Raw genomic sequence first — 18,454 nt, 5'->3', positions numbered from 1 at the left:
GAGGTTGACCGAGCGCATTCGCATGGCCAAGGATCGCGCCCCATGAAGCGGAACTCCTCCGGCCGGATACTGGTCCATGCGCGTAACGCGGCGATGGCCCTCGTCGCTCTGTTGCTCGTCGTCGCGGGGTTCTGGTCGTCGTGGGGCGACGCCCAGCATGTGCTGCTCTCCAAGGGCCGGGAGCACGGCACGCTGACCGTCGCGAGCTGCGACGAGGACACGTGCACAGGGGCGTACGACCCGGAGGGTTCCCAGGGACCCCGCGACGGCATGACGATCGACAAGTCGGTGGCCGTCGAGAAGGGCGCAATGCTCGCGGTGGTGGCGAAGCCGGGCAAGGACGAGCTTCTGCGCACGGGTTGGGCGGGCGCCCTGCACGCGTGGCTGCCGCTGGGCGGGGCGCTGGTGCTCGCGGGCCTGGTCATCGGCGGCGGACTGCGGCTGACTCGTCTCGCGTGGGCGACGGGGCTGGCGGGCGGGTCGCTGCTGGTGGCGTCGTTCCTGGCGCTCTGAGGGGCCCCGAAGCTCGAAATCGCTTACCGGAACGTCACGTTCACCTGATCGTTATCGGGACTATCGGGTCGAAGGGTGCCGCTCGGTACGTATGCGGCACGAGGAATCTTGACCGGCCGCGGCGCCAGGCAGGAACCTGAGCCGCCCCCCACGGCACATTCCCTCCCTCACGATGGACTGACTGCCCATGCGTACCCTCACCTCCACCGGCGCCCTGGTGGCGGCCGCAGCGCTCACGCTGATGGCTGCTCCCTCCGCGCTCGCCACCCCGCCCGGCGACAACGGCACCGTGAAGATCCACGACGCCGAGACGGGCGAAGAGCTCCGCAAGAACGAGCCGAAGGTCTGCGAGTTCTACCTCGACGCCTTCGGATTCGATGCCGCCCAGAAGGTCGTCTGGCACATCGAGGCCTGGGCCGACAACGACCTCGACAAGGGCGAGACGGTCAAGGCCGGCTCGCTCACCCTCGACGCCGACGGCCACGAGCGCACCGAGGACATGACCCTGCCCGACGGCCAGTACAAGCTGTTCTGGAACTTCGAGGGCGAGAACGGCAGCGCCAAGCACAAGGTGTTCAAGTCCGACTGCGAGGACGAGAGCCCGGCGCCGTCCGGGTCCCCGAGTGCGACGCCGGGCGAGGAGCCGAGCGTCGAGCCGTCCACCCCGGGCGAGGAGCCCTCGAGCCCGGCCGCCTCCGGCCCGGCGGGCGAGGAGCCGAGCACGACCCCGAGCCCCGGCAGCTCCGACGGCGATCTCGCCGAGACCGGCAACGGCGCGCCGGTCGGTCTGCTGTCGGCGGCCGCGGCCGCGCTCGTCGCGGTCGGCGGCTTCCTGCTGACGCGCCGCCGTCAGGGCCGCCAGAGCTGACAACGGTGACAAAGGAGGGTGCCCTTGCCGAGGTTCTCGGCAAGGGCACCCTCCTTCCGTGTGCCGGCAGCCGGGTCAGCCGGTGTTGCGCAGGCCGGCCGCGACCCCGTTGACGGTCAGCAGCAGGGCGCGGGCGAGCAGCGGGTCATGCTCCTCACCCCGCTCGGCAGCGGCGCGCTGGCGCGCCAGGAGCGAGACCTGGAGGTAGGAGATCGGGTCCAGGTAGGCGTCCCGGATGGCGAAGGTCTGCTGGAGCACCGGGTTGGAGCCGAGGAGTTGCTCGTTGCCGGTCACCTTGAGGACCTCGCTCACGGTCAGCGCGTGCTCGGCCTCGATCGCGGTGAAGACGTGCTTGAGGTGGCCGGGCACCAGCGTGTCGACGTAGTGGCGGGCGATTCGCAGGTCGGTCTTGGCCAGCGTCATCTCGACGTTGGCGATGAAGTTGCGGAAGAAGTGCCACTGCTCGTGCATCTCGTCCAGGACCGTGTCCAGGCCGGCCTCGCGCAGCGCCTTCAGACCCGAGCCGACGCCGAACCAGCCCGGCACGATCTGCCGCGACTGCGTCCAGCCGAAGACCCAGGGGATGGCACGCAGTCCGTCCAGACCTGCTCCGCTGTCGGGACGACGCGAGGGCCGCGAGCCGAGGTGCAGCTCGGCGAGCTGGTCGACGGGCGTGGAGGCGAAGAAGTACGCGGGCAGGTCCGGGTCCTCGACCAGCGTGCGGTAGGCGGCGTGGGCGGCGTCCGAGACCGTGTCCATGGCCGCGTCCCAGCGTTCGAGCGCCTCCTCGGACTGGCGCGGAGCGGTGTGCAGGGCGGAGGCCTGGAGGGTGGCGGCGACCGTCAGCTCGAGGTTCTCCCTGGCCAGGGAGGGGATCAGGTACTTGTCGGAGATGACCTCGCCCTGCTCGGTCACCTTGATCTCGCCCTCGAGGGTGCCCCACGGCTGGGCGAGGATCGCGTCGTGCGACGGACCGCCGCCCCGGCCGACCGTGCCGCCCCGGCCGTGGAAGAGCCGCAGCCGTACCCCGTGCCGGTGGGCCACGTCGCGGAGTCTGCGCTGGGCGCGGTGGATCTCCCACTGGCTGGTGGTGATACCGCCGAACTTGGAGGAGTCGGAGTAGCCGAGCATCACTTCCTGCACGTCGCCGCGGAGCGAGACGAGCCGGCGGTAGGAGGGGTCGGCGAGCATGCCTTCGAGGATGACGTCGGCGGCCTTCAGCTCGTCGGTGGTCTCCAACAGCGGCACGATGCCGATCTTGGCCCAGCCGCCGTGCAGGTCGATCAGGCCGGCCTCGCGAGCGAGCACGGCGGCCGCGAACACGTCGTCGGCGCCCTGGCACATCGAGATGATGTACGACTCGATGACCTCGGGTCCGAAGCGCTCGAAGGCCTCCTTGACGGTGTGGAAGACGCCGAGGGTCTTCTGGCCTGCGGCGTCCAGCGGGGCCGGGGTGGGCGCGAGCGGCCGCCGGGAGCGGAGCTCCTTGGCGAGCAGCTTCTCGCGGTATTCGCGCGGCATGTCGGCGTAGCGCCAGGACTCCTCGCCGAGGCGGTCGAAGAGCTGTCCGAGGGCGTGGTGGTGGGCGTCGGCGTGTTCGCGCACGTCCATGGTGGCGAGCTGCAGTCCGAACGCGGAGAGCGTGCGGATGACCCGGTCCATACGCCCGTCGGCGAACAGGCCGCCGCGGTGCGCACGCAGCGAGGTCTGGATGAGGGTGAGGTCGCTGATCAGCTCGGCGGTGCCGAGGTAGTCGCGGCCGGTCTCGTGCGGGGTGCCCTTGGCGAGGCGCTCGCGGGTGTTGACGAGCTTCTGGCGGATGCAGGTGGCCTTGAGCCGGTAGGGCTCCTCGGCGTTGAGCCGCTTGTAGCGCGGGCTGATCTCGGGCAGCCGCTCCAGGTCGGCCTGCAGCGAGGCGAGCAGTTCCTCGGTGGCGCCGGCGTAGCGGATGGAGTTGGACAGCAGTCCGCGCAGGTAGTCGATGACCTCGATGGCGTCGGTGATGCCGTGCTCGTGCTGGAGGATCAGCACCTCCCAGGTCACCGCGGGGGTGACGTTGGGGTTGCCGTCGCGGTCGCCGCCGATCCAGGTGCCGAAGGTCAGCGGCCGGGTCCCGGGGGGCAGCTCGACGCCGACCCGCTCCAGCTCGGCGGCGAGGTCCTCGAGCACGTCGCCGACGGCCCCGGCGTGCAGTTCGTCGAGGTAGTAGATGGCGTTGCGGGCCTCGTCGGCGGGCTCGGGCCGTACGACGCGCAGCTCGTCGGTCTGCCAGATGAGGTCGATGTGCTCGGCGAGGCGCAGGTCGTGGCGGCGCCGGTCGGCAGCGAGCCCCGGGTTCTCCAGCAGTTCGGCGATGCGGCGCAGCTTGTTGAGGACGGAGCGCCGTGCGGCTTCAGTGGGATGGGCGGTGAAGACGGGCCTGACGTTGAGGTTCCTGACCGTCTCGCGCAGATGCTCGGGGTCGGCGTCCTTCAGCCGGTCCGCGGTGCGGGCCAGCAGGCCGCCCTCGGCGGCGCGGCGCTCGCGCATCTCGTGGCCGCGGTGGACCTGCTCGGTGACATTGGCCAGGTGGAAGTAGGTGGAGAAGGCGCGTACCAGCTTGGCAGCGGTCTCCAGGTCGGTGTCGCCCAGCAGCTCCGCTGCCGCCTCTCCCTTCTCTCGGGTCAGGGCACGTACCTGCTCGACGAGCTCGAGCAGTTCGGGGCCCTCCTGGCGGACGAGGGTCTCGCCCAGAAGATCGCCCAGTCGGCGGATGTCGGCGCGCAGTTCGGGGCTGGCGGTGGGGGTCTGGTCGGCACTGCTCACAGGTGCGGCTCCTTGCAGTGTTTGAGCACGTCTGGAGGGGTACTGGAGGCTTGCGGACCGCGCTGTCCGACGTCACCCAGGATAGGTGTCCATTTCCCTGACGTTGTCCTCAGGTCTCTTGCCGTGCAGCCGGGCGCTGACATACTTACGTCGCCGTAGGTTACGGATCCGTAGCCACGCTTCAGCCGTCTCTTCCACCCCACAGGGGACCCCATGACCACAAGTCCTGATCTGCTCGACGACGTCTCGGAGGCGCCGGCGGCCGACCTCACCTCCGCCACCCTCAGCGGGGACAGCAAGGGGTCGATGGAGCAGTTCGCCCTCCTGCTGTTCATCACGGTGCCCTTCCTCGCACTGCTCGCCGCTGTGCCGCTGGCCTGGGGCTGGGGCGTGAGCTGGCTCGATCTGGGGCTGCTGGTGGTGATGTACTACATCGGCTGCCACGGCATCACGATCGGCTTCCACCGGTATTTCACCCACGGTTCCTTCAAGGCCAAGCGGCCGCTGCGGATCGCGCTGGCGATCATGGGTTCACTGGCGGTCGAGGGCCCGCTGGTGCGCTGGGTCGCCGATCACCGCAAGCACCACAAGTTCTCCGACGCCGAGGGCGACCCGCACTCGCCGTGGCGGTACGGGGAGACGGTCCCGGCCCTGATGAAGGGCCTGTGGTGGGCGCACATCGGCTGGATGTTCGACCGGGAGCGGACCCCGCAGAACAAGTACGCCCCGGATCTGATCAAGGACCCGGCGCTGCGCCGGATCTCGCGCCACTTCATCTACTGGACGGTGCTGTCCCTGGCGATCCCTCCGCTGGTCGGCGGCCTGGTGACGATGTCCTGGTGGGGCGCGTTCACCGCGTTCTTCTGGGGTTCGCTGGTACGGGTCGCCCTGCTGCACCACGTCACCTGGTCGATCAACTCGATCTGCCACGCGGTCGGCAAGCGCCCGTTCAAGTCACGTGACCGTTCGGGCAACGTGTGGTGGCTGGCGGTGCTGTCGTGCGGCGAGTCCTGGCACAACCTGCACCACGCCGATCCGACGAGCGCCCGGCACGGGGTGCTGCGCGGTCAGGTCGACTCCAGCGCCCGGATCATCCGCTGGTTCGAGCAGCTGGGCTGGGCGTACGACGTCCGCTGGCCGGAGGCGTCCCGCATTGCGGCCCGCCGCAAGGACAGCGCCGCAGAAGCGGCATGATTGAGCACGTGGCGAGCGACGGCAGTTCCAGTACCAGGACCGGCAAAACTGACCAGCCCCGGCCTTCCGGGAGCAGGCGCTCCCGCAGGGTGCGCATGACCGGCGCGGAGCGCCGCGAGCAGCTGCTGGACATCGGCCGCACCCTCTTCGCGGAGAAGGGCTTCGAGGGCACGTCGGTCGAGGAGATCGCGGCGAAGGCCGGGGTGTCCAAGCCGGTGGTGTACGAGCACTTCGGCGGCAAGGAGGGCCTGTACGCGGTGGTGGTCGACCGTGAGATGCGCCAGCTGCTGGACATGGTGACGGGCGCGCTGACGGCGGGCCATCCGCGCGAGTTGCTGGAGCAGGCGGCCTTCGCGCTGCTGGACTACATCGAGGCGTACACGGACGGCTTCCGGATCCTGGTGCGGGATTCGCCGGTGGCGCAGTCGACGGGCACGTTCGCGTCGCTGATCAGCGATATCGCGACCCAGGTGGAGGACATCCTGGGCACGGAGTTCAAGAACCGCGGCTTCGACCCGAAGCTCGCACCGCTGTACGCACAGGCGCTGGTGGGCATGGTGGCGCTGACCGGTCAGTGGTGGCTGGACGCCCGCCGTCCGAAGAAGGCCGAGGTGGCGGCCCATCTGGTGAATCTGGCCTGGCACGGCCTGGACGGTCTGGAGCCCAAGCCGCGGCTGATCGGGCACCGCAAGAGCTGACGGCCGGCGGACCGGTCCGGCCGGGGTACCTGCGGCGGCCGGCTCTCCGGGCCCTGCCGCGGGCGGCGAAGGGTGCAGAAAGCGCCCAGTCGCGGTTCCGGCCGCAGGCGGGGCGCTGTTTCAGGTTCCTGTCCGGCAGGTGCGGGCCGGACCGCCACTTCGTCAGCTCACCTTCCGTGCCACGGCGAAGATCCGGCGGAACGGGAACACCGTGCCGTGCGGGCCGCGCGGATAGGCCCGGCGCAGCAGCTCCCGGTACTCGTCGAGGAATCGGGCCGTCGCGTCCGGGTCGCCGGCGAGCTCGGTCAGCACCGGGCGCAGGGCGGTCCCCTTGACCCAGTCCAGCACCGGGTCCTCGCCGCCGAGGAGTTGGAGGTACGTCGTCTCCCAGGCGTCGGCGTCGCAGCCGAGGGCCGCGAGCCGGGTGAGGTACTCGGCGGGCTCCAGTATGTGGACGAAGCGCCGGCCGTGGTCGCCGAGCCTGCTGCGCCATCGCGGGGACTCGCACAGTTCGCCGAGGAGTGCGTGGCTGGGTGCGGTGAAGTTGCCGGGGACCTGGAAGGCGAAGGTGCCGCCGGGGGTGAGTCCGTCGATCCAGACCTTGAACGACTCGGGGTGGTTGGGCACCCACTGCAGTGCGGCGTTCGAGACGATGAGGTCGTACTGGTCGTCGGGGGTCCAGTGCGCGGCGTCGGCGGGCCTGAAGTCCAGCCAGCCACCGCCGGCGGTGGTGCCCGCGTACTCCTTCTGCGCCTGGGCGAGCATCTCGGGCGAGAGGTCGAAGCCGGTGATCCGGGCGTCGGGCCAGCGGTCGGCGAGGAGCACCGTGACATTGCCGGGGCCGCAGCCGATGTCGGCGATGCGGGGCGGACGACGGCCGGACGGGAGCTGGGGTATCCGGGCCAGCATGTCCAGGAATGGCCGTGTGCGATGCCCGGCATGGCGCAGGTACTGCTGCGGGTCCCAGGTGGGTACGGAATACATGTTCGAGTCCCCCTTGCAGGAACGGTGTGCCGAAGTGGAACGGCTCCGGCCCGACCATGCCCAATAGTCAAGCAGACTATATCTTGACGTCAAGAGACTTCATGTCGACAGACCCTCTACACTGATCGACATGGAGGACGAGGTCGATCGACTGGTCGCAGCTTGGCGCCGAGAGCGCCCCGACCTCGACGTGGAACCGCTCGAGGTGCTCAGCCGCGTCTCCAGGCTCGCCCGCCACCTCGACCGTGCCCGCCGCCTCGCGTTCGCCGAGCACCAGCTCGAGCCATGGGAGTTCGACGTACTGACCTCACTGCGGCGCGCGGGGGCTCCGTACCAGCTCTCGCCCGGCCAGTTGCTCACCCAGACGCTCGTCACGTCGGGCACGATGACCAATCGCATCGACCGGCTCGCCAAGAAGAACCTGGTCGAGCGGCTCCCCGACCCCAGCGACCGGCGCGGGGTACTGGTCCGCCTCACCCCAGAGGGGCGCGACCGCGCCGACCAGGCACTGGCCGGACTGCTCGCCCAGGAGCGTTCGATCCTCTCCGAGCTGTCGCGTGCCCAGCGTGGTGAACTGGCCGGGCTGCTACGCCAGTTGACCGCCCCGTTCGACAACATCCCCGGCTAGGTCGACCGGTCCGACCCCGGCCCGCCGGGCCAGCGCCACGGCGGCCAGCGTGGAGTGCACTCCGAGTTTCCCGAGCACGTTCTGCATGTGTGTACGCACCGTATGCGGGGACAGGAACAGGCGCTCGGCGACAGCCTTGCGCCCCAGGCCCGCAACCATGCAGCGCAGCACCTCCCGCTCGCGCGGGGTGAGCGACTCCACGAGCTGCTCGCTCTCCGTGCGGTGCTTGCGCGCGGCCGTCAACTCCCGCAGTACGCCGGTGAGCAGGGCGGGCGCAAGATGCGTCTCGTCCCGCAGCACACCGCGGATCACCGCGAGCAGCCGCTGCAGCGAACAGTCCTTGGCGACCCAGCCCGAGGCGCCCGCCTGAAGCGCCAGCGCGGCCCGGCCCGGGTCGTCCTTCTCCGCCAGCACGACCGTGCGCACCCCGGGGCGGGTCGCGCGGACCCCGGCGACCAGGGCTATCCCGTCGACGATCGCCTCCTCGCCGCCGTCCGGCACGGCGCGGGCAAGCGGAACCGCGACGGCCCGGGGAACTCCCTGGGTCAAGGACTGCGCGGCGGGCGGCGCGGCCGCGCCCAGATCGGCGTCGACAAGCATCACATCGAACCTGCGCCCTTCGGCCGCCGCCCGCTCCATGCAGCGCAGCGCGGCAGGACCGCTGCCGGCCGCGGCCACCTCGACATCGGGCTCGGCAGCCAGAGCCGCGGCGAGCGACTCGGCGAAGATGCGGTGGTCATCCACCACCAGGACCCGGATACGCACCAGACACCCCCACGTGTCGGAGGACAGAACGGCGCGGGAACGCCGCCCGGAGTTATGGGGTGATGCAGCGCTCGCTCGGCCGCCGCCGTGCTCTGACTGATACCCCGCCCCGGGCGTCGTACCCGACTGTCTCGCCCCCTGATCGACACCGGCCCCCACCGGCGTTGTGCATCAGAGTACGGACGAGGGCCGGGAGCGGAAGGCTATTTGCAGAACTGACCGCCCGCGGTGTGCTGGGTGTTTCTGATGTTTCGCATCGAGACGGAAGTCGCCGATCGCATTTCAGGAAAGACGCTTTGCGCCCGCCGCCGGAGCGGCGGAGAAGATCCGGGGCGCGGTGAGCGACCGCGCCTCGAACTCCTCGAGAACAGCCTGCGACACCGCACCGGCCGCGGGCGTCCGCGTCAGCACGATCGCCGAGCCGCCGAATCCGCCGCCCGTCATCCGTGCGCCCAGCGCGCCCGCGGTCAGCGCCGAGTCGACGACGAGGTCCAGTTCCCGGCAGGAGACCCGGAAGTCGTCGCGCAGGGACGCATGGCCCTCGGTCAGCACCGGGCCGATCGCCTCGGCCTCGCCCGCCTCCAGGTGGGCGATCACCCGCTCGACCCGGTGGTTCTCGGTGACGACATGACGCACCAGGCCGCGTACCTCGGGGTCGTCGAGACGCGCCAGGGCCGCGTCCAGGGCTGCGTAGGGAACGTCCCGCAGGACATCGACGCCGAGCGCGGCGGCCCCCGCCTCACAGCCCGCCCGCCGTTTGCCGTACTCGCCCTCGCTGTGGGAGTGCTGGACGCGGGTGTCGACGACCAGCAGGCTCAGGCCGTGCGCCGCCAGGTCGAAGGGGATCTGCCGCTGGGCGAGATCGCGGGTGTCCAGGTGCAGCGCATGGCCCGCGGTGCAGCAGGCGGAGGCCGTCTGGTCCATGATCCCCGTGGGCGCGCCGACATAGACGTTCTCGGCACGCCGGCACAGCCGGGCGATGCACTGCCGCTCCAGGCCCAGTTCGTACAGGTCGCTCAGGGCCAGCGCGGTGACGACCTCCAGCGCCGCCGAGGATGACAGGCCCGCCCCGGCGGGCACGGTCGACTCGTAGTGGATGTCGGCGCCGCCTACCGGATGGCCGGCGTCGCGCAGGGCCCAGACGACGCCTGCCGGGTAGTCGCTCCAGCCGCCGGGGCTGCCGGGCGCGAGGTCGGCCACGCGCAGATGCACCGTGCCGCCCGCGGCGTTCGCCGAGTGCAGCCGCAGCAGCCCGTCGTCGCGGCGGGCGGCAGTGGCGATCGTGGTGTGCGGCAGCGCGAAGGGCATCACGAACCCGTCGTTGTAGTCGGTGTGTTCACCGATCAGATTCACCCTTCCGGGCGCCGCCCACACACCGTCGCTCATGACCCGTTCTCCCTCCCGCGGGCGAAGGCCCAGGCGTCCGACACGATGCCGGCGAGGTCCGAACGGCTCGGCCGCCAGCCCAGGCGCTCCTGGGCAGCGGTGGCCGAGGCGACCAGGACCGCCGGGTCGCCGCCCCGGCGCGGGGCCGTGACCTCGGGCACCGGGTGGCCGGTGACCTTGCGCACGGTCTCGATGACCTCGCGCACCGAGAAGCCGTTGCCGTTGCCGAGGTTGCAGATCAGGTGCTCGCCGGCGCGGGCGGCGTCCAGGGCGAGCAGATGGGCCTCGGCGAGGTCGGCGACATGGATGTAGTCACGGACGCAGGTGCCGTCGGGGGTCGGATAGTCGTCCCCGTAGACCGAGATGGACTCGCGCCTGCCCAGGGCGACCTGCAGGACGAGCGGGATGAGGTGCGACTCGGGGTCGTGGCGCTCCCCGCAACTGCCGTAGGCGCCCGCCACGTTGAAGTACCGCAGCGAGACCGCCGCGAGACCGTGGGCCGCCGCCTCGCCGCTGATCATGTGGTCGACGGCGAGCTTGGAGGCGCCGTACGGGCTGGTGGGGGCGGTCGGGTCGGACTCGGTGATGTGCGTGGACCGCGGCTCGCCGTAGGTGGCCGCGGTGGAGGAGAACACGAGCGTGCGCACCCCGGCCGAGCGCATGGCGGCGAGCAGGTCCATCGTGCCGCCGACGTTGTTCGCCCAGTACTTCTCCGGCTTGGCGACCGATTCGCCGACCTGGGAGAACGCGGCGAAGTGGAGCACGGCGTCGTAACTGGGGTCGAGATGCCGCGCGGCGTCCTGGATGCGGCCCTCGATGAAGTGCGCGCCCGCCGGGACGCCCTCCCGGAACCCGGTGGAGAGGTCGTCGAGGACGGTCACCTGGTGGCCGGCCTCCAGCAGGTGCTGCGCCACCACGCTGCCCACATATCCGGCACCACCTGTGACCAGGTACTTCTTGCTCACTCGCTCGCTACCTCTCGCAGTCGCTCGGCCGCGGCTTCCGGCGGCACGTCGTTGATGAACACGCTCATACCGGACTCGGAACCCGCGAGGAACTTCAGCTTGCCGGAAGTGCGGCGGATGGTGAAAAGCTCGAGATGCAGGGCGAAGTCGTCCCGGTTGACGTCATTCGTCCCGGCGAACGGTGCCTGGTGCCAGGCGGCGATGTACGGCGTGCGCGTATCGCTCCGGCCGAAGATCCGGTCGAAGCGCCTCAACAGTTCCAGATAGATCTGTGGAAACTCTGTGCGCGCCGCCTCGTCCAGGGCAAGCAGATCCGGCACCCGCTGCCCAGGGTGCAGGTGGACCTCGTACGGCCAGTGCGCGGCATACGGCACGAAAGCGATCCAGTGCACGCCCTCCAGCACCACCCGGACACGGTCCTCGCGTTCCCGCTCGACCAGATCGTCGAAGAGATTGCGGCCTGTGCCTGCCCGGTGGGCCGCGAGCGAGCGCAGCATCAGCTCGGTGCGCGGGGTGACGAAGGGGTAGGCGTAGATCTGGCCGTGCGGGTGCTGGAGCGTCACGCCGATCTCGGCGCCGCGGTTCTCGAAGCAGAACACCTGCCGCACGTGCGGCAGCACGGCGAGCTCGGCCGTGCGGTCGGTCCAGACCTCCAGTACCAGAGCCGCCTGGTCCTCGCTGAGGTCGGCGAACGAGGCGTCGTGGTCGGGGGTGAAGCACACGACCTCGCAGCGGCCCGCGCCACCGGCCAGGGAGGGGAAGCGGTTCTCGAAGACGGCGACGTCGTAGTCGGCGGCCGGAATCTCGGTGAGCCGCCCGTCGCGAGAAGGGCACAGGGGGCACTCGTCGGCGGGCGGGTGGTGGATACGGCCCTGGCGGTGCGAGGCGACGGCCACGGCGTCGCCGAGGAGCGGGTCGTGACGGATTTCGACGGTGGTGGAGACGGCGTCGAGCGGCCGCCGGTCGACGGCGTCGCGCACGGCGTCGTCGCGGGAGTCGTAGTAGAGCAGCTCACGGCCGTCGGCGAGCCGGGTCGAGGTCTTCTTCACTCGGAGCTCCCTCACCACTCCCACCCAACAGAACCGCGCACAACAAATCACAAGCCAACAGCCCAGTCAACGGACAGATCACCACCGGGCGGTTCGCCGGTTGCGCTGGTTCTCCGGACAGCTGCGCACGCGACCGCTTTCCGCGGGTCGCACGTCAGGCAGACGGCGGGGAGCGGCCTCAGTCGGCTGCCGGCCCCGGGGACGGGATGATCGCGGCCCGGTCCAGCAGGCCCGTACGCGCCGCCAGCGCGGCCGCCTCCAGCCGTGAGCCGACGCCCAGCTTCATCAGCACCCGCTGCACATGCGTACGCGCGGTGCTCGGCGCGATCCCCATGCCGGCCGCGATCAGCCGGGTGTCCTCACCCTCGGCGACCCGGACCAGCACCTCGACCTCGCGCGAGGTGAGCAGCTGAAGCAGCCGCTGGCCCTCGTCGTCCGGCTGCACGGCCGGGTTGAGCAGCTCCGCGAACGCGCCCTGGAGCAGCTGCGGTGCCACCACCGTCTCACCGGCCCGCGCCTTGACGAGCGCACGCTCCACGCCTTCGATGCGCTCGTCATGGCGCACATAGCCGGATGCGCCCGCCGCGAAGGCCGCGGCTATCCCGCGGGGACTCGGCACCGGTCCGAGGACGACGACGGCCACCTGCGGGCGCTCGCGTTTGATCCGTACGATCGGGTCGAAGGCGCCCGGCTCGGCAGGTGCTGTCGTGCCCAGCAGGCACACCTCGGGCGCCCGGGCCACCACCAGATCCGCCGCCCCGGCGGCAGGCGCGGCCGCGGCGAGCACCCGGTGCCCGCGCAGCTTCAGCGCCGAGGCGAGCGCCTCGGCGAGCAGTCTGTGTTCGTCGACCACCATGAGCCGCACGCCCATCGAGCAACCCCCATCCCGGCTGGAGCCGGCCCCCCAGCCCCCGGCAAGCTACACGCTTGTTCGACGTGGCGCGCCCCTAACTCGGCAGAAGCCCCCCAGAATGCCGAATTCTTCACCAAACAGGGCCACTTGCGACCGAGCCACCGAGTACCGGGCCGCGGACGACAGCGGCCCGGTACCCCGGGAGAACCCCGAGGCACCGGGCCACCGGGCCACCGGCCCGGTTGGTGCATGCCCGCTTCGGGCTAGTCGGCCGTGCTGAAGGCGACGGCCAGGTACTTCTTGCCGAACGAGGGGTCGTCGTCACGGGGCTTGCCGAGAAGCCGCTCGGAGATGAACAGCCGGCCGGCCGCGTAGCGGAACTCGGAGCCGCTCGTCGTGAACCCCGCCTCCACGTCCCGGATCGCCCTCTCTCCCGGGTTCTCCATGAGGACCGTCTGCTTGAACGTGGCGCCGTTGATGCTCACGACCTGGCCACCCTTGTTGTAGGGGCCCGTCTTGTAGGCAATGATGTTGCCGCCGTCCATGCGCAGTGGGAGCGACGTGTATCCCTTGCCCGCGTCGGCACGGCCGCTGGCGGCCTTGCCGGTCGCAAGGTCGAAGGAGACGATCTCGTTGGTCCGTTCGTCGAAGCGCTGCGCCGTCGGCAGGTAGAGACGGCCGTTGCCGACCACCACGAACTGGCAGCCCTCCACACCGTCGGAGGCCGCACACCGTGCCTCGTACGTATCGCCCGGGGCCGAGATCTTGGCCAGCTGCTTTCCGGTCTTGGCGTCGACCGAGAAGAAGTCCGAGATGCCGAACGTTCCCGTGTCGCCGACGTCGGCGGCGACGACCAGCGGATCGCTGGAGACGATCCGGGCGTCATCGACACCGGCCGGCATCTTGAACGAGGACAGCGGGGTGCCGTTGTCGGGGTTCAGCGGCTGGATCGTCGTCGTCTGGTCGCCGTACTCACCGCAGGTGCGGACCGCGACCAGCGCCTTCCCGCCGCCGTAACCGAGGTCCCGGCACTGCTGGGCGTCCACCTTGGGCTTCCAGAGCACCGCACCGGTCTTCAGGTTGAACGCCCCGCCGCCGCGCAGGCCGCCGCCGGCCGCGACGGTGTTGCCGCTCAGCGTGACCTCGGTGAACTCCGCCTTCTGGTCGCCGTCGCCCTTGACGGACGTGCTCCACAGCAGCTTGCCGGTGTTCAGGTCGATGACGCCGACCTCGGTGCACTTCTCGTAGAACTTGGGCGCCTTGCGCTTGGTGGCCTCGAAGAGGATCGCGGTCTTGTTGTCCTCGGTGACATGGCGGGAGGCGCCACAGACCTGGCCGGGCAGATCGGTGGTCCACAGCGGGGTGCCCTTGGCGACGTCGTATCCGACGACCGAGTTGGCCCCGGGCTTGACGTAGGCCTTGTCGGTGACCCAGGAGCCGTAGACGGCCATCAGGTCGTCGCGGTCGGGCTCCGGCAGCTGGAACGCGACCTTGGAGGCGACCTTCGCCGGGGCCTTCTCCTTGCCGGGGCCGTCGGCGGCGGCCGGTCCGTCCTTGGCGCCCCCGGAGGTGCCGCCCGTGCTGTTCTTGGCCTCGTTCTTCGTGTCGTCGCCCTTGACGACCGAATACCCCACGCCGCCGCCGATGATCAGCACGATGGCGACGGCCGCGGCGGCGATGATCTGCCACTGCGCCCTGTTGAACATCCCGCCGCCGTTGCCGCCGGACGGGGGCGGCACGGGCTGCGGCTGCACGGGCTGCGTCGGGTACCCGTACGCCGGGTTCTGAGCGGGCGCCGGCGGCGGGGTCTGCGGATAGCCGTAGCCGGGCCCCTGACCCGGCTGCGGTGCCTGGGGATGGCCGTACGCCGGGTTCTGCGGCGGCTGGGGCGGCGGCGCGCCGTAACCCCCGGCCGGGGGCTGGTTCGACGGCGGGCCCGGCGGCTGGTTGGGCGGCGGTGGTGGCTGCGTCATGTCGTGCTTACCTCGGGGGAAGGGGAGTTGGGGATCCGGGACTGCTCACTGGCTCGCTCATTTACCGAAGGCAAGCATGACTGTCGGCACCTCGTCGTCACGTCCGCTGACTCGGCTGCTGGTGATGTAGAGCCGGCCGTCCGCGTACGTCGGCCACAAACCGGGGAGTCCGCTCTCGATGTCCTGTGTCGACTCCGGGTTCTTCAGCGTGACCTTCGGTGCGCCGCCGCCCGGAGCGATCGTCGCCACCGCCCCCGGCTTGTCCCACGACGCGGCCATGTACACCACGACGTTCCCGTTCTCCATGCCCACCGGCATCATCGTGCGCTCGGCGCCTGCCGGCGAACGCCACTTGGGCTTACCGGTGTTCAGGTCGAAGGCGACGACGGCGTTGGTGCCGCCGGTGAGCTGGGTCGGCTCCGTGGACATGTAGAAGGTGGACGCGTCGGCGGCCACTCCGGTGCACCCCTCGGTGCCCTGGCCGAGGACGGCGAAGTCGGTCGGGCATTCCGCACGGAACTTGTCCTTGCCGCCCTGCATCTGCGAGCGCAGCTTGCCGTCGTCCGTGAGAGCGATGATGCCCCAACCGACAACCTTGTCGGATTTGTCTCGCTCGTGGAGCGAGACCACGAGCGGGTCGACCGAGTAGACCCGGTTGACCTCCCAGCCGCGCTTGAGCGCGTACTTCCACTTGGCCTTGCCGGTGGCCGGATCGACCCCGTGGATCTCCTGCTTGGCCGGCTCGCCGTAAGGAACACGGCAGCTCGCGGCGGCGATCAGCTTGGCGCCGCCGGCGAACGAGTAAGGCACGCAGTCGCCGGTCGGCGGGCCGAAGAGCTGCTTGCCGTCACTCACCCGGAAACCGTAGGAGTTGTTCAGACCCGCGACGGTGACCGTGCTCCCGCTCATGGAGAAGGTGTAGTCCGTCAGCCCGGCGAACCCGTTGCGCTTGGGGACGGGCTTCTTCCAGGACGTCTTGCCGTTCTTCGCATCGATCACCTGGATGTCGCGGCAGTCGGCGTCGTCGTCGTTCGTGCCGTCGTACACACCGAGGACGATCTTTCCGTCGGACGACACGTGCGGCGCCGCCATGCAGGCGGTCGTGGCGAGCTTCACGCTCCACTTCTTGCTGCCGTCGGCCACCGAGTAGCCGGCGACCTCACGGTGCACCGCCGTGACGACGGTGTCGCCGACCGTCCAGGGACCGAAGAACTGCGCGCCGCTGCGCGGCAGGTCGGTTTCGTTCTGCAGGTGGAAGAGGACCCTGGCCTCGCCGTCCTTGCGGCCGGCGTTCAGGTCGTCGTCCTCACCGCCGCCGGTGCCGGAGCCGTCGCCCTTGTCCACGGACCCCGATCCGCCGGCCTTCGGATCGTCCTTGGTCTTGCTCGCGCTCGGCTTGCCGTCCTTCTCGTCACCGCTCAGCACGAGATACGTGCCCCCGGCGACGAGCAGCAGCGCGGCCGCGGCCGCGGCGACGATGACACCGGTCTTCCCCTTGAAGAAGCCGGCGCCGCCGGCCGGCGGGGTGGGCGTCCCGGCGTAAGGCTGCTGCGCCGGATGACCGCCGTACGGACCGGGCTGGTTGTACGGGCCGGGCTGCTGGCCGTACGGCGCGGACTGCTGGCCGTACGGCGCGGACTGCTGGCCGTACGGGCCGGGAGCACCGTACGGTCCCGGCTGCTGACCGTAGGGGCCCGCAGGGCCGGGGACTTGCCCGTATCCCTGGCCGGGCTGGGCGGCGGGTTGCTGCGGATACCCGTAACCCGGGGCCGCGGGAGGCGCCGCGGGCGGCGGCGTCTGGGGCGGCCCCGGGGGTATCGGCGGGACCGGCGGCAGGCTCGGCGGCGGGGGCTGGGTCATGAAGTGCTTACCTCTGGAGACGAAGACAGACTGATTCGGGGACTGCGGAGTGGCGCGGTCACGGGCCGAAGGCGATCATCGTCTTCGTCTCCTTCTCCTCCGTGTCGTTGGTCGCGCTCACCCGCCCGCTGGCGATGAAGAACCGGCCGTCGGCGTACACGGTCTTCGGGGAGTAGAAGGAGTTCTCGATGTCCGCCGTCGAGGCCGGGTGCTGCAGCAGCACCTTCGGCGCACCACCGCCCGGCGCGATCGTGGCGACCGCGCCGCCCTTGTCGTACGTGGCGTCCAGGTAGACGAGAACGCTGCCGTTCTCCATACGCAGCGGCGTCATCCGGCGCTCTCCGCCGGCGGGCGCCCGCCACTTGGCCTTGCCGGTGGCGAGGCTGAAGGCGATGACCTCGTTGGCGGTTCCGTAACCGGTCTCCGTTGCCATGTAGAACGTGGAAGCGTCAGCGGCGACGCCGGTGCAGCCCTCCAGGTTCTGGCCGAAGATCACGAACGAACCGCCGCAGCGCGGAGCGAACTTGTCCTTGGCGTCCGCCTTGATCTGCGAGCGCGGCTTGCCGTTGTCGGTGAGCGCGATGACCGACCATTTCTTCGGCTCACGCTGGGTCAGGGAGACGACCAGCGGGCTCGCGGAGTAGACCTTGTCGATCGACCAGCCGGCGGGGGTCCGGTATGTCCACTTGGCCCTGCCGGTGGCCGGATCGATCTCCTGGAGCTGGTGGTTGGGCTTGTCGTAGTCCTTGGTGGGGCAGCTCGCGGCGGCCAGCAGCTTCGGGCCGCCGGCGAAGGCGAAGGGCTTGCATTCACCGCCCGGCTTGCCGAAGAGCTGCTTGCCGTCGGTCAGCGAGAAGCCGTACGAGTTGTTGGTGCCGGCGATGCCGACGGTGTTCCCGCTGATCGCCAGCGTGAAGTCGGAGAGCGAGCTGAAGGCGCCCGAGGACTTGGGGACCGGCTTCTTCCACCCGGCCTTGCCGGTCTTGAGGTCGATCATCTGCAGCTCGAGGCACTTGGACTTCTCGGTGAGACCGTCCTTGATGCCCACGACGACCTTGCCGTCGGCCGAGATCTGCGCGGGCGCGGAGCACACATCGGTGGGGAGCTTGACGGTCCACTTCTTCGAGCCGTCGGTGACCGAATAACCCACGACCTCGCGGTACATCGCCTTGGCAACGGTGTCGCCGACCACCCAGGGGCCGAACACGTCGGCGCCGCTGGCCGGCAGGTCGACGTCGTTCTTCGTCAGGAACAGGGCCTTGGCCTCGCCGTCCTTGCGGCCGGCGTTCAGGTCCTCGTCGCCGCCGCTGCCGGTGCCGTTGCCGTCGCCCTGGTCGACACTCTCCGAGCCGGTCGGCTCGGGATCGTCGCCGGACTTGCTGACGGCCGGCTTGTCGTCCTTCTCGTCACCGCTCAGCGCGAGGTAGGAACCGCCGCCGATCAGCAGCAGCGCGACCGCGGACGCGGCCACGACGACACCGGTCTTCCCCCTGAAGAAGCCGCCGCCACCGCCGGCCGGCGGGGTGGGCGTCCCGGGGTAGTGGGGCTGCGTCGGATAACCGCCGTACGGCCCGGACTGGTTGTACGGCCCCGGCTGCTGGCCGTACGGGCCGGGGGGCTGCTGCGGGTAGCCGTAGCCGGGCTGCGCGGGGGGCTGCTGCGGGTAGCCGTAACCCGGCTGCGCGGGCGGCTGCTGCGGGTAGCCGTAACCCGGCTGCGCGGGCGGCTGCTGCGGGTAGCCGTAGCCAGGTGCCGCCGACGGCGCGCCGGGCGGAGGCCCTTGCGGGGCCGGTGGCATCTGCGGGGGCCGGCCGGGCGGCTGAGGGGTCCCCTGCGGGTCCTGAGGTTCCCCGAAGCCCCCCTGCGGCGGCTGTTGGCTTGGCGGCTGACTCATCAGCTGTTCCCCCTGTGTG

The 18,454-nt window shown here is 70.5% G+C and carries 15 protein-coding genes; 5 read left to right on the top strand and 10 right to left on the bottom strand.

Annotated elements, in window-relative coordinates; all coding sequences use genetic code 11:
- Positions 1 to 42 precede the first annotated feature (42 nt).
- Both OHS70_RS22180 and OHS70_RS22175 read left to right on the top strand, forming a co-directional pair.
- Entirely contained in the window at positions 43 to 513 is a 471-nt protein-coding gene (locus tag OHS70_RS22180) for a hypothetical protein (RefSeq protein ID WP_328399707.1), read from the top strand.
- Between the two features lie 187 nt (positions 514 to 700).
- Positions 701 to 1,381 carry an LPXTG cell wall anchor domain-containing protein gene (locus OHS70_RS22175; RefSeq protein ID WP_328399705.1) on the top strand — a complete coding sequence of 227 codons (681 nt, stop codon included), beginning with the start codon at positions 701 to 703 and terminating at the stop codon, positions 1,379 to 1,381.
- Positions 1,382 to 1,456: 75 nt separating this feature from the next.
- Here OHS70_RS22175 and ppc read toward each other — a convergent pair whose 3' ends face one another.
- Complete coding sequence (gene ppc, locus OHS70_RS22170) at positions 1,457 to 4,186, bottom strand: phosphoenolpyruvate carboxylase (protein WP_328399703.1); 2,730 nt, start codon at positions 4,184 to 4,186, stop codon at positions 1,457 to 1,459.
- Positions 4,187 to 4,399: 213 nt separating this feature from the next.
- Between ppc and OHS70_RS22165 the strand changes: the two genes are divergently transcribed.
- Positions 4,400 to 5,380 carry an acyl-CoA desaturase gene (locus OHS70_RS22165; protein ID WP_328399701.1) on the top strand — a complete coding sequence of 327 codons (981 nt, stop codon included), beginning with the start codon at positions 4,400 to 4,402 and terminating at the stop codon, positions 5,378 to 5,380.
- A complete protein-coding gene (locus tag OHS70_RS22160) occupies positions 5,377 to 6,078 on the top strand; it encodes a TetR/AcrR family transcriptional regulator (RefSeq protein ID WP_328399699.1) in 702 nt (233 codons plus the stop codon). The genes OHS70_RS22165 and OHS70_RS22160 overlap by 4 nt, the downstream gene beginning before the upstream one ends.
- A gap of 162 nt (positions 6,079 to 6,240) precedes the next feature.
- On the opposite strand, the gene OHS70_RS22155 is transcribed toward OHS70_RS22160, so the two are convergent.
- Entirely contained in the window at positions 6,241 to 7,062 is an 822-nt protein-coding gene (locus OHS70_RS22155; protein WP_328399697.1) for a trans-aconitate 2-methyltransferase, read from the bottom strand.
- Positions 7,063 to 7,192: 130 nt separating this feature from the next.
- Between OHS70_RS22155 and OHS70_RS22150 the strand changes: the two genes are divergently transcribed.
- Positions 7,193 to 7,690, top strand: coding sequence for a MarR family winged helix-turn-helix transcriptional regulator (locus OHS70_RS22150; RefSeq protein ID WP_328399695.1), 498 nt, complete (start codon positions 7,193 to 7,195; stop codon positions 7,688 to 7,690).
- On the opposite strand, the gene OHS70_RS22145 is transcribed toward OHS70_RS22150, so the two are convergent.
- From OHS70_RS22145 to OHS70_RS22110, 8 genes are all read right to left on the bottom strand, one after another.
- The gene (locus OHS70_RS22145) at positions 7,649 to 8,458 is read right to left on the bottom strand and encodes a response regulator transcription factor (protein ID WP_328405822.1); all 810 of its coding nucleotides are present in this window, start codon (positions 8,456 to 8,458) and stop codon (positions 7,649 to 7,651) included. The genes OHS70_RS22150 and OHS70_RS22145 overlap by 42 nt on opposite strands.
- Before the next feature lie 279 nt (positions 8,459 to 8,737).
- Entirely contained in the window at positions 8,738 to 9,841 is a 1,104-nt protein-coding gene (gene galK, locus OHS70_RS22140) for a galactokinase (protein WP_328399693.1), read from the bottom strand.
- Positions 9,838 to 10,806, bottom strand: coding sequence for a UDP-glucose 4-epimerase GalE (gene galE, locus OHS70_RS22135; RefSeq protein WP_328399691.1), 969 nt, complete (start codon positions 10,804 to 10,806; stop codon positions 9,838 to 9,840). Before galE ends, galK begins: the two co-directional genes overlap by 4 nt.
- Positions 10,803 to 11,855 carry a galactose-1-phosphate uridylyltransferase gene (galT, locus tag OHS70_RS22130; RefSeq protein WP_328399689.1) on the bottom strand — a complete coding sequence of 351 codons (1,053 nt, stop codon included), beginning with the start codon at positions 11,853 to 11,855 and terminating at the stop codon, positions 10,803 to 10,805. Before galT ends, galE begins: the two co-directional genes overlap by 4 nt.
- Positions 11,856 to 12,033: 178 nt before the next feature.
- Complete coding sequence (locus tag OHS70_RS22125; RefSeq protein ID WP_328399687.1) at positions 12,034 to 12,726, bottom strand: helix-turn-helix transcriptional regulator; 693 nt, start codon at positions 12,724 to 12,726, stop codon at positions 12,034 to 12,036.
- 245 nt (positions 12,727 to 12,971) lie between these two features.
- Positions 12,972 to 14,681: an outer membrane protein assembly factor BamB family protein gene (locus OHS70_RS22120; protein WP_328399685.1), complete on the bottom strand. Its 1,710-nt coding sequence runs from the start codon at positions 14,679 to 14,681 to the stop codon at positions 12,972 to 12,974.
- Between the two features lie 57 nt (positions 14,682 to 14,738).
- Positions 14,739 to 16,541 carry an outer membrane protein assembly factor BamB family protein gene (locus tag OHS70_RS22115; protein WP_328399683.1) on the bottom strand — a complete coding sequence of 601 codons (1,803 nt, stop codon included), beginning with the start codon at positions 16,539 to 16,541 and terminating at the stop codon, positions 14,739 to 14,741.
- A 58-nt stretch (positions 16,542 to 16,599) separates the two neighbouring features.
- Positions 16,600 to 18,435, bottom strand: a complete 1,836-nt coding sequence (locus tag OHS70_RS22110; protein ID WP_328399681.1) for an outer membrane protein assembly factor BamB family protein — start codon at positions 18,433 to 18,435, stop codon at positions 16,600 to 16,602.
- Positions 18,436 to 18,454: the final 19 nt, after the last annotated feature.

This window comes from Streptomyces sp. NBC_00390 (assembly GCF_036057275.1).
In the GTDB taxonomy this organism is placed as follows: Bacteria; Actinomycetota; Actinomycetes; order Streptomycetales; family Streptomycetaceae; genus Streptomyces.
This window is presented reverse-complemented; position numbering and strand designations above follow the sequence as displayed.